The 18,279-nt window shown below is 66.6% G+C and carries 14 protein-coding genes and 1 tRNA gene; 11 read left to right on the top strand and 4 right to left on the bottom strand.

The window, feature by feature from the left end; translation table 11 throughout:
• The first annotated feature begins 67 nt into the window (after window positions 1–67).
• From C5689_RS02215 to C5689_RS02200, 4 genes are all read left to right on the top strand, one after another.
• Entirely contained in the window at window positions 68–2,023 is a 1,956-nt protein-coding gene (locus C5689_RS02215; protein ID WP_244594546.1) for an autotransporter assembly complex protein TamA, read from the top strand.
• A complete protein-coding gene (locus C5689_RS02210) occupies window positions 2,023–5,778 on the top strand; it encodes a translocation/assembly module TamB domain-containing protein (protein ID WP_108915650.1) in 3,756 nt (1,251 codons plus the stop codon). The genes C5689_RS02215 and C5689_RS02210 overlap by 1 nt, the downstream gene beginning before the upstream one ends.
• 154 nt (window positions 5,779–5,932) lie before the next feature.
• Complete coding sequence (gene lspA / locus C5689_RS02205; protein ID WP_244594545.1) at window positions 5,933–6,475, top strand: signal peptidase II; 543 nt, start codon at window positions 5,933–5,935, stop codon at window positions 6,473–6,475.
• 134 nt (window positions 6,476–6,609) lie between these two features.
• Window positions 6,610–7,233: a hypothetical protein gene (locus C5689_RS02200; RefSeq protein ID WP_108915649.1), complete on the top strand. Its 624-nt coding sequence runs from the start codon at window positions 6,610–6,612 to the stop codon at window positions 7,231–7,233.
• A gap of 24 nt (window positions 7,234–7,257) precedes the next feature.
• Here the strand turns inward: C5689_RS02200 and C5689_RS02195 are convergent, their stop codons facing one another.
• The gene (locus C5689_RS02195; RefSeq protein ID WP_108915816.1) at window positions 7,258–7,992 is read right to left on the bottom strand and encodes a carbonic anhydrase; all 735 of its coding nucleotides are present in this window, start codon (window positions 7,990–7,992) and stop codon (window positions 7,258–7,260) included.
• Window positions 7,993–8,273: 281 nt separating this feature from the next.
• Here C5689_RS02195 and C5689_RS02190 point away from each other — a divergent pair, with 281 nt between their 5' ends.
• Entirely contained in the window at window positions 8,274–9,671 is a 1,398-nt protein-coding gene (locus tag C5689_RS02190) for a M16 family metallopeptidase (protein ID WP_108915648.1), read from the top strand.
• A 17-nt stretch (window positions 9,672–9,688) separates the two neighbouring features.
• Complete coding sequence (locus C5689_RS02185; protein ID WP_108915647.1) at window positions 9,689–10,969, top strand: M16 family metallopeptidase; 1,281 nt, start codon at window positions 9,689–9,691, stop codon at window positions 10,967–10,969.
• Between the two features lie 525 nt (window positions 10,970–11,494).
• Here C5689_RS02185 and C5689_RS02180 read toward each other — a convergent pair.
• On the bottom strand, window positions 11,495–12,700 hold the full coding sequence (locus tag C5689_RS02180; RefSeq protein ID WP_158271731.1) for a PAS domain S-box protein: 1,206 nt from the start codon (window positions 12,698–12,700) through the stop codon (window positions 11,495–11,497).
• Window positions 12,701–13,013: 313 nt separating this feature from the next.
• On the opposite strand from C5689_RS02180, the gene C5689_RS02170 reads away from it, so the two are divergent.
• From C5689_RS02170 to C5689_RS02160, 3 genes are all read left to right on the top strand, one after another.
• The gene (locus tag C5689_RS02170; RefSeq protein WP_108915644.1) at window positions 13,014–13,313 is read left to right on the top strand and encodes a hypothetical protein; all 300 of its coding nucleotides are present in this window, start codon (window positions 13,014–13,016) and stop codon (window positions 13,311–13,313) included.
• Between the two features lie 143 nt (window positions 13,314–13,456).
• A complete protein-coding gene (locus tag C5689_RS02165) occupies window positions 13,457–14,608 on the top strand; it encodes an FIST signal transduction protein (protein ID WP_108915643.1) in 1,152 nt (383 codons plus the stop codon).
• 18 nt (window positions 14,609–14,626) lie between these two features.
• Window positions 14,627–15,505: an aldo/keto reductase family protein gene (locus C5689_RS02160; protein WP_108915642.1), complete on the top strand. Its 879-nt coding sequence runs from the start codon at window positions 14,627–14,629 to the stop codon at window positions 15,503–15,505.
• Window positions 15,506–15,739: 234 nt separating this feature from the next.
• Here the strand turns inward: C5689_RS02160 and C5689_RS02155 are convergent, their stop codons facing one another.
• A complete protein-coding gene (locus tag C5689_RS02155) occupies window positions 15,740–16,009 on the bottom strand; it encodes a hypothetical protein (RefSeq protein ID WP_244594544.1) in 270 nt (89 codons plus the stop codon).
• An 80-nt stretch (window positions 16,010–16,089) separates the two neighbouring features.
• A tRNA-Asp gene (locus C5689_RS02150) sits at window positions 16,090–16,166 on the bottom strand.
• A gap of 303 nt (window positions 16,167–16,469) precedes the next feature.
• Between C5689_RS02150 and cydP the strand changes: the two genes are divergently transcribed.
• Both cydP and C5689_RS02140 read left to right on the top strand, forming a co-directional pair.
• Window positions 16,470–16,640: a cytochrome oxidase putative small subunit CydP gene (cydP, locus tag C5689_RS02145; protein WP_108915641.1), complete on the top strand. Its 171-nt coding sequence runs from the start codon at window positions 16,470–16,472 to the stop codon at window positions 16,638–16,640.
• Between the two features lie 21 nt (window positions 16,641–16,661).
• Window positions 16,662–18,224: a cytochrome ubiquinol oxidase subunit I gene (locus C5689_RS02140; RefSeq protein WP_108915815.1), complete on the top strand. Its 1,563-nt coding sequence runs from the start codon at window positions 16,662–16,664 to the stop codon at window positions 18,222–18,224.
• The last annotated feature ends 55 nt before the right edge of the window (window positions 18,225–18,279 follow it).

Below are 18,279 nucleotides of genomic sequence, written 5' to 3'. Positions count from 1 at the left end.
GACCGCTTGCCAAGCTCCGCTTATGGTGCGGCAATCCTCGGTTCGGGTCGTTGGCGAAGTGAAATATGTGAAGCGTTTTCTGGGCGTGACGGCGCTCCTGGCTTTGGGCGCCCCGCAGGCGGCCTCGCCCGCCCGCGCATTCGATTTTTTCGGCCTCTTCGGCGCCGCCGAGGAGACGCCGGAGCCGAGCAGCGACGCCCTGCCCTATCGCATCGAATTCGCCGGCCTCGACGAGGCCGAGGGCCTCGCGCGCAATCTGCAGGACGTCTCCAGCGCATGGCGGCTGCGGCTGCAGGCTCCACCCACGGGGGCTGGCCTCGCGCGGCGCGTCGTCGCCGATTTCCCGAAGCTCGCCGAGGCGCTGTGGGCGAGCGGCTATTATGACGCGGAGATAAGGGCGACGGTCGCCGGCGTCCCGGTGCGGCCGGACGGGCATGGCGCCGACGCCGCCGCAGCCGCCGCCGAGCGTCTGCGCGGCCAGGCGCTCGCGCCCATCCGCATAGAGATCACCCCCGGCCCGCTGTTCCGTTTGCGCAAGGTCGCCCTTCTCGACGCGCGTAGCGGCCAGCCGCTCGACGAAGCGCTGCTCACGAAAAAATCGCTGGAGCGCGACCCCGAGCAGCCGGCCCGCGCCGCCGCCCTGCAATCCATGCAGGCCGGCTGGATCGACGCGCTGCGCGCCAATTCCTATCCGCTCGCCAAAGTGACGACAGCGAAGCCGACGATCATCCATCCCGAAAAGGCGATGGATGTGGTGGTGACGATCGATCCCGGCCCGCGCGCCGGCATAGGCGAAGTGAGAACCAGCGGCTCGCCGGGCATAGATCCGGACGTCATTCGCTCCTACATCTATCTCGAGCAAGGCGAGCCCTATAGTCCGAAGAAGCTCGCCGAGCTGCGCAAATCCATCGGCCGCCTCGAGGCGGTCGGCTCGGTGAAGGCGGAGGATGGCGAGAAGCTCGACGCCAATGGCAATCTGCCGATCTTCGTGCAGACCGCCGAGCGCAAGCGCCATGCGGTGGGCGCCGACGCTTTCTTCTCCAATGTCGACGGGCCGGGGCTGCGCGCCTATTGGACCGATCGCAATCTCTTCGGCGGCGCCGAGCGGCTGCGCTTCGATGTCGAAGGCGGCCTTGCGCCCTTCGGCAGCTCGGCGACCTATAACGGCCTCTCTTCCATTCGCCTCAACGACGTCATCGGCCGCGCCAAGGCGAGCTTCGTGAAGCCGGCGCTGTTCGGCTCGCGCAACGATCTGCTGCTCGACGCCGGCTTCGTGCGCGAGAAGACCGATTATTACTGGGCCTATTACGGCAATGGCTCGGCGGCGATCCGCCATCGCTTCAGCGATACGGCGTCCGTGCAGGCGGGACTCGAATTCGAGCGCGGGCATACGTTCGACGCTTTCGGCCCGCACGACTATTCGCTGCTCGGTTTTCCGCTCTCGGCCAATTACGACGGAACCGACGATCTCCTCGCGCCCACCAACGGATTTCGCGCCATCGCCAATGTCACGCCCTATGTGAAGGCCTTCGGCGACAGCGTCGGCATGGTGCAATCGAAGACGCAGATTTCCGGCTACAAATCTCTTGATGAAGACGGCTGGTATGTGCTCGCCGGCCGCGTGGCGGCGGGCTCCATCGTCGGCGCGAGCATAGAGGATATTCCGGCGAGCCATCGCTTCTTCGCCGGCGGCGGCGGCTCGGTGCGCGGCTATCGCTATCGCTCGCTGAGCCCGGACGCCGGCCTCGGCTTTCCCGTCGGCGGACGCAGCCTGCTCGAAGGCTCGGCCGAGGCGCGCATAAAGGTCACGCGCGACATTGGGATCGTGCCCTTCTACGATATCGGCTCCGCCTTTTCGTCGCCGTTCCCCGACTTCCAATCGTCCATGCGCTCCTCCGTCGGCATAGGCCTGCGCTATTACACCGGCATCGGCCCCGTGCGCCTCGATCTCGCGACGCCGCTCGGCCGGCGTCCCGGCGAGAATAAATTCGCGATCTTCATCGGCGTCGGGGAGTCGTTCTGATGCGCTTTCGCCGCATTCTCGCCTATGGATTCGGAGCGCTGGCGCTGCTCGCCGTCGCCGGAACGCTCGCGCTGCGTATGCAGACGCGCGAGGGCAAGAGCTTCCTCGCCGATCTCGTCTCGCGCGCCGCCTCCTCGCCCGATATGAAGGTCGACATAGGCGCTTTCGAGGACCCGCTGTCGGCGCATCCGCTGCTGCGCGATATTTCCATCGCCGATAGAGACGGCCCCTATCTGAAGATCGACCAGATCGCGCTGGACTGGTCGCCTTCCGCGCTCTTCTCGCTGCGCCTGGATATAGAGAAGCTCGCCATCGGCGCGATCGACATCGCCCGCCTGCCAGCGCCCGCACAGGCTACGACGACGAAGCCGAAAAGCGGCGGCGGCTTCGCGCTACCCGATCTGCCCATTCGCATCCGCCTCGGCCGGCTGGCGCTGGAAACGCTGTCGCTCGGCGCGCCCGTTCTCGGAACCGCGGCGCAATTCACCGCGACCGGCGAGGCGGCGCTCGACAAAGGCGCGCATCTTGCGCTCGACATTCGCCGGCTCGACGCGCCGGGCGCCATTACGGCGAAAGCCGATGTCGCGACGGGCGGCCAAAAGATCACGCTCGCCCTCACGGCGCAGGAGCCCGAGGGCGGCGCCATCGCCCGCCTCGCCGCTCTGCCCGGCCTGCCGCCGGTCGATATTTCGCTGACCGGCGAAGGAACGCTCGACGATTTCGCCGCGCATCTCGCCGCCAAGGCCGGAGAGAAGATCGACGCCGAAGGCGCAGCGCGCATTATTCACAAGGATGCGGCGCGGCGGCTCGATTTCGACATGGGCGTCCGTGTCGCGTCATTGCTGCCGCCGGCGGCAGCACCGCTCTTCGAAGGAGTTACGCAGCTCGCCGGCGCCGCGACTTTGCGCGACGATGGCGCGCTCGAGGGCGATGTCGCCATTCGCAGCCGCTCCGACAATACGCCGCGGCCGCTCGATCTCTCCATTGCGCTGAAGGGCGTGCCGAAGGACGAGCGCATCAGCGCGACGCTGAGCGGAACGCTCGCCGCCCCAGCGCTCTCCGCGCCCGCGCTCGAGAAGCTGCTCGGCGAGCGCCTCACGCTCGGCGGCGCGGTCGCCTCGCTGCCCGGCGGCGGGTTGCGCTTCGACGGACTCGAATTGCGCGGCGCGCATCTCTCCGCGAAGATCGACGGCGCCGCGATGCGCGAGGCGCTCGATGTCGGCGCAAAGGTCTCGATCGCCGATCTGAAGCCCGCCGACCCACGCCTTGCCGGCCGCGCGGAAATCTCGGTGAAGGCGACCGGCTCCGCCGACAAGCCCAACGCCGATTTCGAGGCGCTGCTGGAAGGCGCGCATCTCGACGGCCATGCGATCCAAAAGCTCGCGCTGCACGGCGCCGCGCGCGATCTCACCGGCGCGCTCACCGCGACCGCGACGCTGGACGGCGCCATAGACGGCGCCCCGGCGCGCGGCAAGCTGAATGCGCGCAAAGACGCCGGCTGGACGATCGACAATCTCGATCTTTCGGTCGGCCGCGCGGCGCTCCACGGCGCGCTCACGCTCGACGCGCAAAATCTCGCCAGCGGGCGCCTCTCTCTCGCCGCGCCCGATCTCGACGATCTCTCGGCGCTCACTCTGCGCAAGCTCTCCGGCGCGCTGAAGGCCGATATCATCCTCGACGCGGCGCAAGGCGCGCAGAACATATCGATCGACGCGCAGGGCGCGCGCATCCGCGCCGCCGACACGACGATCGAGAAGCTCAGCGCCAAGCTCTCCGGCCATGATCTGCTGCGCCGACCGGCGCTCGACGGAAACATCGCCGTGGATGCGCTCCATGTCGGCGGCAAGACCATTTCCAAAGCGCGTCTCACCGCGACGCCCGCCGGCGCCGCCACGGCGCTCGACCTGACCGTGGATGCGGAAGGCTTCGCCATTGCGAGCCGCGCCGCGCTGACGCCGGGCGAAAAGACGCGGCTCGACATCAAAACGCTCTCGGCGCAACGCGCCGGCAAGCGCATCGCCCTCGCCGCTCCGGCGAGCGTCACCCTCGGCGGCGGCGCGGTGGAGCTGAAAGGCGTCGCCCTCGCTGTCGGCGCAGGCCGGCTCGACATAGACGGAACCATCGGCGAGCGGCTCGATCTCACCGCGCGAGCGCGGAGCGTGCCACTCTCCATCGCTTCCATCGCCGACGCCAGCCTCGCGCTCGAGGGCGCATTGGACGCCGAGGCGCGCATTACCGGCGACAAGAAAGCGCCGAGCGGCGATTGGAAGATCAAGATCGCCAAGCTCTCCGCGCCGCAATTGCGCAGCAATGGCCTGCCGCCGCTGGACATAGACGCGCGTGGCGCGCTCGCCGGCGCGCGCACCAGCCTCGACGCGACGATCGCGCTCGGCGCCGGCGGGCGCTTCGCCATCACCGGCTCGGCGCCGATCGACGCCGCCGGCGCGCTCGATCTGAAAGTGAAGGGCGAGGCGGACGCAAAGCTCGCCGACACGGCGCTCTCCGTTAATGGCCAGAGCCTGCGCGGCAAGGCCAATGTCGATCTGCGCATCGCCGGCTCCGTCTCAGCGCCTGCGATCGAAGGCGGCGTCACGCTGGCCAATGGCTCCTTCGCCGATCCGCTGAACGGCGTCTATCTCGACCACATAGACGCGAGGCTCGACGGACATGGACGCGAGATCGCCATCACACGGCTCACCGCGCTCACCAAGAACGGCGGGCAGATCGCCGCGACCGGCCGTATCGCCGTCGAGCCGCAGGCGGGAATGCCCGGCGCCATTCGCATCAAGGCCAAGAATGCGCAGCTCGTCAGCAGCGATCTCGTCTCCGCCACGGCCGATCTCGATCTCGACATAGGCGGTCCGCTCGCACGTTCGCCGAAAGTCTCCGGCCGCGTGACGCTGACGACGATGGAGGTCAACGTCCCCGATCGCCTGCCGGCCTCCTTTCAGGCGCCGCGCGGCGCGGTGCATATTTCGCCACGCGCTTTCGCCAAGGAGATGCTGGCGCTGGAAGCCAAGGAGAAAGCCCGCGCCGCCAAGCATTCGCCCTTCGACGCGACGATCGATCTCACGCTCGCCGCGCCCAATCGCATCTTCGTGCGCGGACGCGGCATAGACGCCGAATTCGGCGGCGAGCTGAAACTGAACGGCACGATCCAAAAGCCCGCCGTCAATGGCGCTTTCGAACTGCGCCGCGGCAAGCTGCAATTGCTGACCCAGCGTATCGATCTCACGCGCGGCAAATTGAGTTTCGCGGGCGGCCTCGTCCCGCAGCTCGATTTCACCGCCGAGACGACGGCGAGCGACGTCACCGCCAAGATCACAGTATCCGGCCCCGCCTCGCTGCCGAATTTCTCCTTTTCCTCCTCGCCGGAGCTGCCGCAGGACGAGGTGCTCTCGCGCCTGCTCTTCGCCAAGGCGTCGGGCTCTCTGTCGGCCTTTCAGGCGGTGCAGCTCGCCACCGCTCTCGCGCAATTCTCCGGCGCCGGAACCGGCGTCGACGCCTTCGAGAAAATGCGCAAGGCGCTCGGCGTCGACTCGCTCGATCTCGAGGCCGGCGGCTCCAGCGGGCCGACGGTCGGCGCCTCGCGCTATATCTCCGACAATATCAGCGTCGGCGTGCGCACGGGCGCCAAGCCGGAGCAGACCGCCGTCAGCGTCGGCGTGGACGTCACCAAGAATGTCCGCGTGAAGGGCGAAACCAAGGTCGACGGCAAATCCTCGCTCGGCGTCGGCGTCGAATGGGAATATTGACGGGTGAACGCCTCGCCGAAGCGCGACGACGATCCGGATTTTTCTGGAATCGCCAAAAACTCGTTCTATATCGAGGGCGAGGCGCGGCGCGCCCATCCGTTCGTCGGCGCCGCGGGCGTGACGATATCGTCGAAGCGAGGAGGCCGGCGCGCCGATGGCGGGAGAGAATGTCTTGATCTATCGCCCCTGGCTTTCCATCCCGCGCGCTTGCGGCCTCGCGGCCGTGGTTCTCGCTCTGGCGCTCGATCAGGCGCATAAATTCTGGATGCTGCATGTCTTCGACATCGGCCTGCGCCAGCCGATCCACGTCACCTCCTTTCTCGATCTGGTGCTGTCGTGGAATTTCGGCGTCTCCTATTCGCTGCTCTCCTCGCAGACGGAGCCGACGCGGGCGCTGCTCATCGCCTTTCAATTGTCGATCGTCGCCTGTCTCGCCTATTGGCTGTGGCGGGCGCCGCGGCGGCTCACCGCGGCAGCGCTCGGCCTCGTCGTCGGCGGGGCGCTCGGCAATGTCGCGGATCGGCTGACGCGCGGCGCGGTGGCCGATTTCTTCTTCTTTCACACAGCCTTGCCGGTGGGGCCGCTGGCCAATTACGTCTTCAATGTCGCCGATGCGGCGATTTTTATCGGGGTGCTGCTGCTGTTGCTCGAGAGCCTTCGCGCCGATGCGGCGCGGCCCACCCCGATCGCTGGTTGATCCGCAGCGACGATTTCGGCTGGCCCGGAGGCGCGCGCGCCTCTAAAATGCCGTTAAGCGGGCCGTAACAATGCGGCTCATCAGAATCGCGCGCGCTTCGTCCCGGGGCGCGCACAAGGGAGGAGTTCTGGGCGATGAAACGGGCGACAGCCTCTCTGCGTCGGGCGCCGACATGCGTCGGTCTCACGCTCGTCCTTCTCGGGGGAGCGTGGGTCGCGCCGGCCGCGGCCTATGACGACAAATCGACGGTCACTTCGGTGCTGGGCTTCATCGGCGTCTATTCCGACGATGAGGAAAATCAGAAGATCGTCTTCCGCGAGCATCCCAAGATCGTCGTCCCGCCCAATCGACAAGCCCTTCCCTCGCCGCAGGCGGAGACCGCGCGGCCCGCCTCCTGGCCGGTGGACCAGGAGATCGCCCGCCGCAAAGGCTCCCAGGCGCCGGCGCGCCAGCCGGGGCTCAATGAAAATCCCAATGTCGCCGGCTCCAAGAATGGCGAGCATGACGGCCCGCGCAAATGTCTCGTCGCGGCGGCGGACGGCCATTGCACCGTCACCACCGACGCCGATGAGCCCGGCGCCGCCGGCGCGGCCAAGACCCGCGGCGCGGGAGAGAGCTCGACCCGCTCCTATCTGACCGAGCCGCCGCAGGCCTATCGCCAGAAGGTCGCGGGCGGCAAGGGCGCCAAGGAACAGGAAGAAAAGCCGGGCTGGACCAATCCGATCGGCATGATCGGCAGCCTTTTCGGCGGCTCCTGAGCCGCCGATCTCGCGCCCCGCCGCTCAGCCGCCGCTCAGCACGATGCGGCGATGCGTCGGCTGCAGCGGGCGGGCGTTCATCGGGAACAGCGTCTTGAAGGCGTCTATATCCGCCTGGGCGACGGCCACAGGCTCGGCGAAGACGTTCCAATGCGCCACTTCCGAGCAGGGCGGCGTGGTCAGCGAGCCCTCGTAGCGGAAGAATTTCTTTCCCTTGGGCAGCAGAGCGGAGGCGTCGAGCGGCGCCTTCAGCGCGGCTTTGCCCTCCTCCTTCGGCGCGGCGGCCATCACCGCGGAAAACGCCTTGTTCGGCGCGCCGGCGACGAGGAAGGAGCCGACCACCAGAAGATCGCCATTGTCGCCGGCGTGGACGAAATGCGCCTCCATCGCGAGGCGCTTGCCGCCGAGGGCGTGCTCGCTCGGCGTGTGGAAATGGAATTGCTTCAATTCGAACTTGCGGCCGCCGAGCTCGGCGACGCCGCCGGCGGCGTTGGCCTGGATCGTATGGCCATTATTGACGATCTCGAAGGCCTGCGGCTTCCAGCCGAGCTTGGGCGGGCGAGTGTCGGCTTTCACCGCATCGGTGAGGTCGATGGGCGATTGTTCGGCGCCGAGCGAGCAGGCCTTGGCGGTCTCGTCGTGCGCGCCCCAATGTTCCGGATCGTCATAGGTCCAATGCGCCCCTTCCGCGCGCGCCGCAGCGGCGCAGAGCGGGCAGGCGGCGAGGCCGGCCAGAAAAGAACGTCTCGTGAAAGCCATGCGATCCCCCTTGCGGCGCTCGGGTTTCGCGCCGACGATTCGGATCGCCGAATAATGCCTGTGAACCGCGGCTACGGCAACGCTCCAGGCGACACGCTCGGCGCCGAGGGCCGAGCTTTCGCGGCGCCTGACAGGCCACGCTTTCATGCTTATATAGATCGAATGCTCGCGTCGAAGCGTATGGGCGAGACCCCGAGGATGAACTGGCGCCGAATTCTCTTGGCCGGCGCGCGCCCGGGCGCCGGACGCGGTCGAACGCGCTATAGCGAGGACAAATTATCATGCCGATGACACAGCCGGGGGCCGAGGCGATCGCGGCCGATCATGCCGCCAGCTCCGCCGCCGCCAAAACCGACGCCGCGCGCGCCGGGACCGCCAAAAGCGAGAGCGCCGCCGGAGTGGTCCATTCGCGCCTCGCCAATGGGATGGAGATCGTCGTCATCGCCGACCGCCGCGCACCGGTCGTCACCCATATGGTCTGGTATCGCAACGGCTCCGCCGACGATCCGCGCGGCAAGTCGGGAATCGCGCATTTTCTCGAGCATCTGATGTTCAAGGGCACACATGCGCATCCGCAGGGCGAATTCTCCAATCTCGTCTCCGACCTCGGCGGCCAGGAAAACGCCTTCACCAGCTATGACTACACGGCCTATTTCCAGCGCATCGGCAAGGAGCATCTCGGCACGCTGATGGAGTTCGAGGCCGATCGCATGACCAATCTCGTGCTCTCCGACGAGGTGGTGGGGCCGGAGCGCGAGGTGGTGCTCGAGGAGCGCCGTATGCGCACCGAGAACGATCCTTCCGCCCAGCTCGACGAGGCGGTGCAGGCGGCGCTGTTCCCGCATCACCCCTATGGCACGCCGATCATCGGCTGGGGCCATGAGATCGAGACGCTCGGCCGCGAGGATGCGCTGCATTATTACCATCGCTTCTACACGCCCGAGAACGCCATACTCATCGTCGCCGGCGACGTCGACTTCGAGACGGTGCGCGCGCTCGCCGAGAGAACCTATGGCCGCATCCCCGCGCGCGACGATGCGCCGAGCCGCAAGCGCCCGCGCGAGCCGGAGCCCCGCGCCCATCGCCTGGTGACGCTCGCCGACGAGAAGGTCGAACAGCCCACGCACGAGCGCGTCTTCCTCGTGCCCTCCTACACGACCGGCGCGCCCGGCCAGGCGGAGACGCTGGAAGTTCTCGCCCATGTGCTGGGCGGCGGGCCGTCGAGCGTGCTCTATGATTCGCTGGTCGTGGAGCAGAAGCTCGCCGTCAACGCCGGCGCCTATTACATGGGCTCGGCTTTGGACGATACGCGCTTCTGGGTCTTCGCGACGCCGGCGCCGGGCGTCTCGCTGCAGCGGCTGGACGACGCGATAGAGGCGACGCTCGATAAATTCGCCGCCGCCGAAATCGCCGAGGCCGACCTGAAACGCGCCAAGAATCGCCTCGTCGCCGACGCGGTCTATGCGCAGGACAGCCAGGTCTCGCTCGCCCGCTGGTATGGCGAATCGCTCGCCACCGGCCTCGCGGTGGAAGACGTCGCCGCCTGGCCGGACCGCATCGACGCCGTCTCCGCCGCGGACATCGCCGCCGCAGCCCGCAAATGGCTGCAGAAGCGCCGGGCCGTCACGGGCTTCCTCGAATCCGAGGACGAAGCCGAAGACGCCGAGCTCGCCGCCTGACATCGGAGCCAAAATCAATGACAGCCCACGCCATCGCGCCTGCGAGCAGCCGCGCCGAGACCATTCAGCGCGTCGTCACGCCCGGCGGGATCGAAGCCTGGCTGGTCGAGAGCTACGCCGTTCCGCTCATCGCGCTCGAATTCGCGATGCGCGGCGGCGCCGCCCAGGATCCGGCCGGCAAGGCCGGCCTCGCGACGCTGCTCGCCGGCCTGCTCGACGAAGGCGCCGGACCCTTTGACGCGCGCGCCTTCCACCTCGCCATCGAGGATCTGGCGATACGTCTCGGCTTCGGCTGCGACCGGGACTCGATCTCCGGCCATATGCAGACGCTCGCCCGCAATCGCGACGAGGCGTTCGAGCTGCTGCGCCTTGCGCTCTGCGAGCCGCGGCTCGAGCAAACGGCGATCGACCGCGTGCGTGGCCAGATCGCCGCCGGGCTGAAACGCGACGCCAACGACCCGGACGCGCTGGTCGCCAAGGCCTTCCGCGAAGCGGCCTTCCCCGACCATCCCTATGGCCTGCCGGTGCGCGGCGACGCGACCAGCCTCGAGACGCTGACGCGCGATGATCTCGACGCGCTGAGAACCCGCCTACTGGCGCGCAGCGATCTGAAAATCGCCGTCGTGGGCGCCATAGACGCGAAGACCCTCGCCGCCGAGCTGGACGCGACCTTCGGCGCCCTGCGGGCGCAGAGCCTGCTCACCCCTGTGCCCGAGATCGGCATTCACGCGCTCGGAGAGCGCCGCATCATCGATCTCGACGTGCCGCAATCGGCGATCCGCTTCGGCCGGCCGGGCATGAAGCGCCACGATCCCGATTATTTCGGCGCGGTGGTGGTCAACCACATTCTCGGCGGCGGCGCGTTCACGGCGCGGCTCTTCAACGAGGTGCGCGAGAAGCGCGGCCTCGCCTATTCGGTCTATTCGCATCTCAACGAATATGACAAATGCGCCATGCTGGTCGGCGGCGCGGCGACGAAGAACGAGCGCGCCCGCGAGTCGCTGGAGGTGATCCAGAGCCAATTCGTCGATCTCGCCAATGAGGGGCCGAGCGCGGACGAGCTCGACAAGGCGAAGAAATATCTGACCGGCTCCTATGCGCTGCGCTTCGACACATCGACGAAGATCGCCGGCCAGCTGGTCAATCTCCAGCTCGACGGATTTGCGCCCTCCTATCTCGACGAGCGCAACGGCCGAATCGAGGCGGTGACGCTCGACGACGCCCGCCGCGTCGCCAAGCGCCTGCTCGGCGACGGCGAGCTGCTGGTGTCGATCGCCGGTCGTCCGCAGGGTCTCTGAGCGCCGTCTCCGCCTTTCGACGGCGAAAGGACGGCCGCGAGCCTTTCGGAGCGCATTGCTGGCATAGTCGGATCGATTCAGCGATCTTCTGAAAAGAAAACGGGCGCCGCTACTCGCGGCGCCCGACGGATCGTCTGAAAAAAGGGGTCCGGCAGACGCCGAACCCCTGCGCCGTTGTAAATTCCGTCGGGGAATAATTGATCCACTATCGATCGACAACGTCTCTTCTTTAGCGCGCCCCGATCGTAAAGGAAACAACCTAATATAAATCTCGAGCAGAAAGACGACGCCTGTGGCTCGTAGGTAACACTAGTACTAATACGATCGGATAATTACTTTTAGTGATCTTTCTTGGTACTAATACTAATCGAAGCCATAAGCAGTTTTACTTTCAATCGCTTGCACTCGGGCGAAACGATGCTTCAACGCAGCCATTCGTTGCTCCCCCGTTACCGATTCGGTCGAGGGCCGGAAATTATGCTCATTTGTCGATGACACGCCAGCTGTGGCCGCTGAAGACTCCCGTTATCCACAGGGCTCGGCGATCAGGGGCAGGGTGAGCTCGAAGGCCGCGCCGCCCGTCTCTGTGGAAAGCGCGCCGACGAAGTAGATTTCGACCGCGATCGCGTCGCCACTCGCCGAGGTCGCGACGATCAATCCCGAGTGCGGCGCAGCGAGCGCCGCCGCGACCGCGGCGCGCATCAAATCCACCAACGCCCGCTCGATTTGCAGAGGATCGCCGATCACGAGATCGCGCTCGGCGAGAAGGCGCAGCTCGGCGCGAACGCTATCGCCGCAATCGAGACGGACTCTCTCCCATGCGTCGCAGATCGCCGCGTGCAGCGCGATCGACGCCTGCGCCTCCCGAGCGCACAGCTCGCGCCATTCGGCGACGAGCCGCGCGGCGCGATGCAATTGCGCGCCGGCGCGATCCATGGCGGCGAGCTGCTCTTCCGATCCCGCGCCGCCGCCGAGAGTCGCCCGCCGACGCGCAGCCTGGAGATAGGCGGCGGCGGCGGTGAGCGGCTGATTGACGTCATGGGCGAAGCCGACCGCCTCCCGCGCCAGTGCGCCCGATCGCTCGGCGCGACGCCGCAGCTCCTGCGTTTCCGCGACATCCTGCGCGAAAGCCACGCCTCGCGCGCGCCCTTCGTCGAGCGCGACGAAGCGCAGCCGCATCCGGACGCTCGCGCCGTCCCGACGCGCGAACTCCGTCTCGGTCGCGCTCGCGGCCGGCGATCGAAGCCGCGTCGCCTTCCGCCAATCGATGCGGCCGGCCATAAGATCGTCGCGACCGTAGCCGGTCATTCGGAGGAATTCGTCATTGGCCTCTGTCACCTCGCCGCCGACGCCCCAACAAAAGGCGCCGATCGGCCCGCTCTCCCACAAGGCGCGCAAGGCCTCGTCGGCGCAGCGATCGGCGCGCGCGTCGCCGCGCGAGCGAAGGCGCAAAGCGTCGACGATCACGGCCGTCAGAATGGCGAGAACGAAGGCGATGGCCAGTCCGGCCAGAGCGGAAGCGTCGAGCGCCTCGAAGAAAATCTGCGCCAATAGGCCGGAGGCGAGCGCCGCCGATCCCACTGCGGCGAGGCCGCCGACGAGAGCGGCGAATTGCATGGCGACGCAAAAAGACGCCGACGCCACTTGCGTTCCGATCGTCGCCTCCAATGCGAAACGCGCCAGCGCCACGATCGCCGCGAGCGTCGCGCCGAAACCGATCGGCCGACGCATGGCGAATTCGCGACATCGGATAAAACGACTCCAAAGAGCGCGGAGCCCGGCGACGGCGGCTGCGCTCATAAGTCGTGAGGCTCCTGCAACCCCCGACGAATCCTCATGCTCGGCACTAGCAATTTCCGACAATCGACGAATGCGACGCCGCAAGACTGGCTCAGAACAATTGCGTTTGCAATCCTTTCGGCAATGATCGAACGAAGGCGCATGGTCGCGACGTCCGGGCGCAGCAATTCGCCGCGGACGACGCGGCGCTGTTTCGGCGCGCGCAAATCTGCTAGAAGCTATCCAACAGAAAGGCTTTTCGAAAATGGCGCGCACCTCTCTCCTCTTCCTGCTCGTGGCCGGGACCGTCTCCTTCCTCGGCGGCCTCGCGCCGAAGGCGGCCCTCGCCGGGCCCAATGTGCCGCTGTGCTTCGCGATGCAGAACAATTACAATGATTGCGTGCGGCGCGAGCGTGCGCGGGAGCGGCGCCGTCACGAATATGAGGACGAGTGGGGCCGCGGGCCCTATGAGCGCGAGTGGGGCCACAGGCCGCATGAGCGCCGCCGCCGCGGCTCGGAATGCGACGCTTGGCTCGTTCAGCTGAAGGCCCAAGGCTGCTTCTGAACGACCTGCTTCTGAACGACCCGCTCTGAACCGCTCTCCCGCCCGGCTCGGCCGCCCTGGAGCGCTCCAGCGACCTTGGCGCTCATGCACACGGCGAGCGGCACGGTCGTTGCTACCCTCGTCGGGACGCGGGGGACGAGACCATGAGCAAGTTCATTTACGCCCATGCCGGCGACGCCGACTGGAAGAGCGCCTTGGCCTCCTGCCTCGAGCAGATCGAGCGGCGGCTCGCGGACGCGCCCGCGCCCAATCTCGGCTGGTGCTATCTCACCGATTATTTCACCCAGGCCGCGAACGATATTTTGTCAGCGCTGCGCGCACGCCTGCCCGGCGTGCGTTGGGTGGGGACGGTCGGAGTCGGCGTCGGCGCCGAGGCGGTGGAATATTTCGACGCGCCGGGCCTCGCGATCATGCTGGCAGATCTTCCCGCCGGCTCCTTCGAGCTGTTCTCGGCGCCGGCGCAGCTCGACGGCGCCGCAAAGGGTTTCGAGCCCTTCACGGCGCTCGTCCACGCCAGCGGCGGAACCCCCGATCTTCAGGCCGAGCTCGAAGCCGCCAGCGCCAGGCTCGCCACCGGCTATTTGTTCGGCGGCCTCTCCTCGGCGCGCAACAAGGCTCTGTGCTTCGCCAACGATGTGCTGCCCGGCGGCCTCACCGGCGTCGCCTTCGGACCGCAGGCGACCGTGTTCTCGCGCGTCACCCAAGGCTGCCAGCCGATCGGCCCGCTGCGCACGGTCACACGCGCGCAGGGCAATTACCTCGTGACCCTGGACGAAAAGCGCGCGCTCGACTGCGTGCTCGAGGATATGGGGCATACGCTCGACATAGACGACGCCGCGCTGCGCCTCGAGCTGGCGCAGACTCTGGCCGGAATCGTCGCCACTGGCGAGGACGTCTCCGCCAAGCCCGGCCAGTTCGGCGCCAATACGGAAGTGCGGCACATTGTCGGCGTCGGCCGCAAGGGCGGGCTGCTGATGATCGCCGAGCAGATAAAGGACGGAATGCGGCTCGCCTTCTGCAAGCGCAACGCCGAGGCGGCCAAGCATGATCTGCTGCGCATCGTCGCGGAAGTGCGCGCCCAGGCGGAGGCGGCCGGCGGCATGAGAGGCGCGCTCTATATCAGCTGCTCGGGGCGAGGCGGCCCGCATTTCGGCGAGCCCAACGCCGAATTCCGCATGGTTCACGAGGCGCTGGGAGGCGAGACGCCCTTGATCGGCTTTTTCGCCGGCGGCGAGATCGCCCGCCATCATCTCTACGGCTATACTGGCGTGCTGACGGTTTTCGCCGGAGCCTGAGAAAGAGGAAGCCCCAACATGAGCGCCGAGCCGCGCGGCGAGGATCCGAGCCGGATCGTCTCGCCCTTTGGGGTCGTCATGCCCCGCGTCATCTATGGGACGGCCTGGAAGAAGGAGCGCACCGCCGCTCTGGTGGAAGAAGCGCTGCGGACCGGCTTTCGCGGGATCGACACCGCCTGCCAGCCCAAGCATTACAATGAGCCGGGCGTCGGCGAAGGTCTGGCGGCGGCGTTCGGCGCCGGGCTCGCCCGCGCGGATATTTATCTGCAGACCAAATTCACGCCCTTCGGCGGGCAGGACCCCGAGAACATCCCCTATGACGCCTCCGCTCCGATCGGCGAGCAGGTGCGGCAATCCTTCGAGGTCTCGCTGCGCAATCTGCGCGTGGATCGCCTCGACGGATTGGTGCTGCACTCCCCCTACCCAGAGGACAAGGACACTCTGGAAGCCTGGCGCGCGATGGAGAGCCTGGCGGCGCAGGGCGGCGTGCGCCAATTGGGCGTCAGCAATTGCTACGAGCCTGCGCGGCTGAAGATGCTGTGGAAGAGGGCGCGGGTGAAGCCCGCCGTGATCCAGAACCGCTTCTACGCCAAGACCGGCTATGACCGCGAGATTCGCGCTTTCTGCGCAAAGCACAAGATTTTCTACCAGAGCTTTTGGACGCTCACCGCCAATCCCGAAACGCTGGCGAAGCCGGAGCTCGTCGCTCTCGCCGAAAAATATGGGCGCGGCCGGGCGCAGATTTTCTTCCGCTTCCTGACGCAGCAAAACATTCTGTGCCTCACCGGGACGTCCTCGCAAGAGCACATGCGCGACGATGTGGCGATATTCGACTTCTCCCTGACCGCGGAGGAATGCGCGACCCTGGACGCTCTGCTGACCAGCGCGCCGGCCTGAGCGGCGTCGAAAACACGCGGAAACCGCCCTTGCATTCTCGATCCCGGCCGGACTCCGAGGCGCTGGAGATCGACCGCGCGCCCGCGGCTGCGCGCGCATTTCCCGGATGGCGCGCCGAGGGGCGGGGCGCGGGGCATGGGCCATTTCGGCTTTTTCCGTGACCCGGGCCGGCCCTATCGGGGCGATTGCGCGCGCTGGCTGCTGGGGAGCCGAAGGGACAGACCGCCGCTCACTTCACGAATTTGACGGCGGCGAGAATGACGCCGCCGAGCGCGATCTGCGTGACGACCAGCCAGCGGAGACTATCACCTTCAGATTGGCCATTTCCGTGCGCAGCTCGCCGGCCAGCTCTTCGAGGTCCGCTTTGGTGGCGACGGAATCGCGCAGCGCCGCGTCCAGCGCATCGGCCTGAGCGCGCGCCTGCTTATCGTCGAAGCCGGCCTCTTTCAGCCGATCGATATAGGCGAGACGATCGAAGGTTATCGCCGACGAGGTCATGCTCATTGAATAGGCGCAGCCCCGGCCAGGATCAATCGACGAACTCGGGCCATGGCCACGACGCTATGAGGACGACGGATTCGAAATGGCGAGAGAGACGGGGCTCGAACCCGCGACCTCCGGCGTGACAGGCCGGCGCTCTAACCAACTGAGCTACTCCCCCGCGAGCGCGGCGCAACGCATTGCGCTAGCGAGAGGCGCCGAATAAGGCACGCGCCGGCCAAAGTCAAGGAAGATGGCGGCGGGATTTGTCAGGGATCTGTCCAGGACCGCCGTCCGCGCCAGCGGCGACAAAACCGCACAGCGACAGTTCGAACCTTCGAATCGCGGCGGTCCTGTGCTTTTTATAGCGAGACCGGAGCCTTCGGCGACCACCTAGGGGCTTTAGGGAGTTTCCGGTCATGAAGGCGAGGCCGTTCGGGGATAGTGTGTCCGGCGGCCCGGCGCTTCGGGCGGGGAGAAACGCATGTCGGCCAATTCGGCGACGCATCGGCTCGGGCGAGAAATCGCCGTCGCCATCGCTCTCAAGATCGCGGCCCTGGCCCTGCTCTATGTCCTTTTCTTCCCCCCTTCGCAGCGGCCGCATATGTCGCCGGCCGCCGTGGCGGAGAAGCTCTTCGCTCGAGACCGCGGCTGATCCTTCTTTCAGGAGCGCATGATGTTCGAACTCGACGTGGTGACGCTTTCAAGACTGCAATTCGCGCTGACCGCCCTCTACCACTTCCTCTTCGTGCCGCTGACGCTCGGACTGTCGATCCTCCTCGCCATAATGGAGAGCGTCTTCGTGATGACCGGCCGCACCATATGGCGCGACGCGGTCAAATTCTGGGGCACGCTGTTCGGCATCAATTTCGCGATGGGCGTCGCCACCGGCATCACCATGGAGTTCCAGTTCGGAACCAACTGGTCCTACTACTCGCATTATGTCGGCGATATTTTCGGCGCGCCGCTGGCGATCGAAGGGCTGATGGCCTTCTTCCTCGAGGCGTCCTTCGTCGGCCTGTTCTTCTTCGGCTGGAATCGGCTGAGCAAGGTGGCGCATCTCGCCGTCACCTGGCTGGTCGCCATCGGCGCCAATTTCTCGGCGCTGTGGATTCTCATCGCCAATAGCTGGATGCTCAATCCGGTCGGGGCGGCGTTCAATCCGCAGACTTTGCGCATGGAGCTGACCTCCTTTGCAGAAGTGTTCTTCAACCCCGTCGCGCAATCGAAATTCGTGCACACCGTCAGCGCCGGCTATGTGACCGGCGCGATGTTCGTGCTGTCCATCTCGGCCTATTACCTGCTCTACAAGCGCGAGCATCGCGAGATCGCGCGGCGCTCCGCCAATGTGGCGGCGAGCTTCGGCCTCGCCTCGGCGCTCTCCGTCGTCGTGCTCGGCGACGAGAGCGGCTATACGGCGAGCTTCAACCAGAAAATGAAAATCGCCGCCATCGAGGCCATGTGGGAGACGGAGCCGCCGCCGGCCTCCTTCACCATTTTCGGCATTCCCGACGTCAAGGAGCAGACGACGCATTTGAAGGTCGAGGCGCCCTATCTCCTCGGCCTGATCGCGACGCGCTCGCTGGATACGCCCGTCGAGGGCATAAAATCGCTGGTCGAGAAATCGCAAACGCGCATTCGCGCCGGAATGCCCGCCTATGAATGGCTTTCCGCGCGTCCCGACGGGCCGAACGCTCCCATTCCCGACGAGCTGCTGCCCGCCTTCAAGGACCTCGGCCATTCGCTGCTCTTGAAGCAGATCCGGCCAGACATCGAGAACGCCACCGACGCGCAGGTGCGTGAAGCGGCGCTCACCACCATTCCCAATGTGCCGGTGCTGTTCTTTGCCTTCCGCATCATGGTGGCGCTGGGATTTTATTTCATCTTCCTGTTCGCGGCGGCCTTCCTCGTCGCCAGCCGCCGGCGCCTCAGAGACAATCCCTGGCTCTTGAAGCTCGCCTTCTACAGCCTGCCTCTGCCCTGGATCGCCGCCGAACTCGGCTGGATCGTCGCCGAATATGGCCGCCAGCCCTGGATCATCGACAGCGTGCTGCCGACCTTCCTCGGCGCCTCCAATGTGCCGGCCTATAATGTTCTGCTGAGCCTCGGCGGTTTCGTGCTCTTCTACAGCGCGCTGGCGATCGTCGAAGTCTGGCTGATGCTGAAATACATCCGCCTCGGTCCGACGATCGAAACCTTCCCGAAAGAGGCGCCAGAGCGGCCCTTCCAAATCGCGTGACGCGCTTCCCCCTCCCCTCCAGGGGAGGGTCGGACCGCCATAGGCGGTCCGGGGT

It is taken from the genome of Methylosinus sporium (assembly GCF_003113265.1).
Taxonomy (GTDB): domain Bacteria; phylum Pseudomonadota; class Alphaproteobacteria; order Rhizobiales; family Beijerinckiaceae; genus Methylosinus; species Methylosinus sporium.
This window is presented reverse-complemented; position numbering and strand designations above follow the sequence as displayed.

What these genes read in the sequence shown, in the direction of transcription:
- C5689_RS02180 (WP_158271731.1), bottom strand. Translation starts at nt 12,700, where the DNA reads ATGCGTCGGCCGATCGGTTTCGGCGCGACGCTCGCGGCGATCGTGGCG.
- lspA (WP_244594545.1), top strand. Translation starts at nt 5,933, where the DNA reads ATGGCGGGAGAGAATGTCTTGATCTATCGCCCCTGGCTTTCCATCCCG.
- C5689_RS02200 (WP_108915649.1), top strand. Translation starts at nt 6,610, where the DNA reads ATGAAACGGGCGACAGCCTCTCTGCGTCGGGCGCCGACATGCGTCGGT.
- C5689_RS02185 (WP_108915647.1), top strand. Translation starts at nt 9,689, where the DNA reads ATGACAGCCCACGCCATCGCGCCTGCGAGCAGCCGCGCCGAGACCATT.
- C5689_RS02140 (WP_108915815.1), top strand. Translation starts at nt 16,662, where the DNA reads ATGTTCGAACTCGACGTGGTGACGCTTTCAAGACTGCAATTCGCGCTG.
- C5689_RS02155 (WP_244594544.1), bottom strand. Translation starts at nt 16,009, where the DNA reads ATGAGCATGACCTCGTCGGCGATAACCTTCGATCGTCTCGCCTATATC.
- cydP (WP_108915641.1), top strand. Translation starts at nt 16,470, where the DNA reads ATGTCGGCCAATTCGGCGACGCATCGGCTCGGGCGAGAAATCGCCGTC.
- C5689_RS02165 (WP_108915643.1), top strand. Translation starts at nt 13,457, where the DNA reads ATGAGCAAGTTCATTTACGCCCATGCCGGCGACGCCGACTGGAAGAGC.
- C5689_RS02190 (WP_108915648.1), top strand. Translation starts at nt 8,274, where the DNA reads ATGCCGATGACACAGCCGGGGGCCGAGGCGATCGCGGCCGATCATGCC.
- C5689_RS02210 (WP_108915650.1), top strand. Translation starts at nt 2,023, where the DNA reads ATGCGCTTTCGCCGCATTCTCGCCTATGGATTCGGAGCGCTGGCGCTG.
- C5689_RS02160 (WP_108915642.1), top strand. Translation starts at nt 14,627, where the DNA reads ATGAGCGCCGAGCCGCGCGGCGAGGATCCGAGCCGGATCGTCTCGCCC.
- C5689_RS02170 (WP_108915644.1), top strand. Translation starts at nt 13,014, where the DNA reads ATGGCGCGCACCTCTCTCCTCTTCCTGCTCGTGGCCGGGACCGTCTCC.
- C5689_RS02195 (WP_108915816.1), bottom strand. Translation starts at nt 7,992, where the DNA reads ATGGCTTTCACGAGACGTTCTTTTCTGGCCGGCCTCGCCGCCTGCCCG.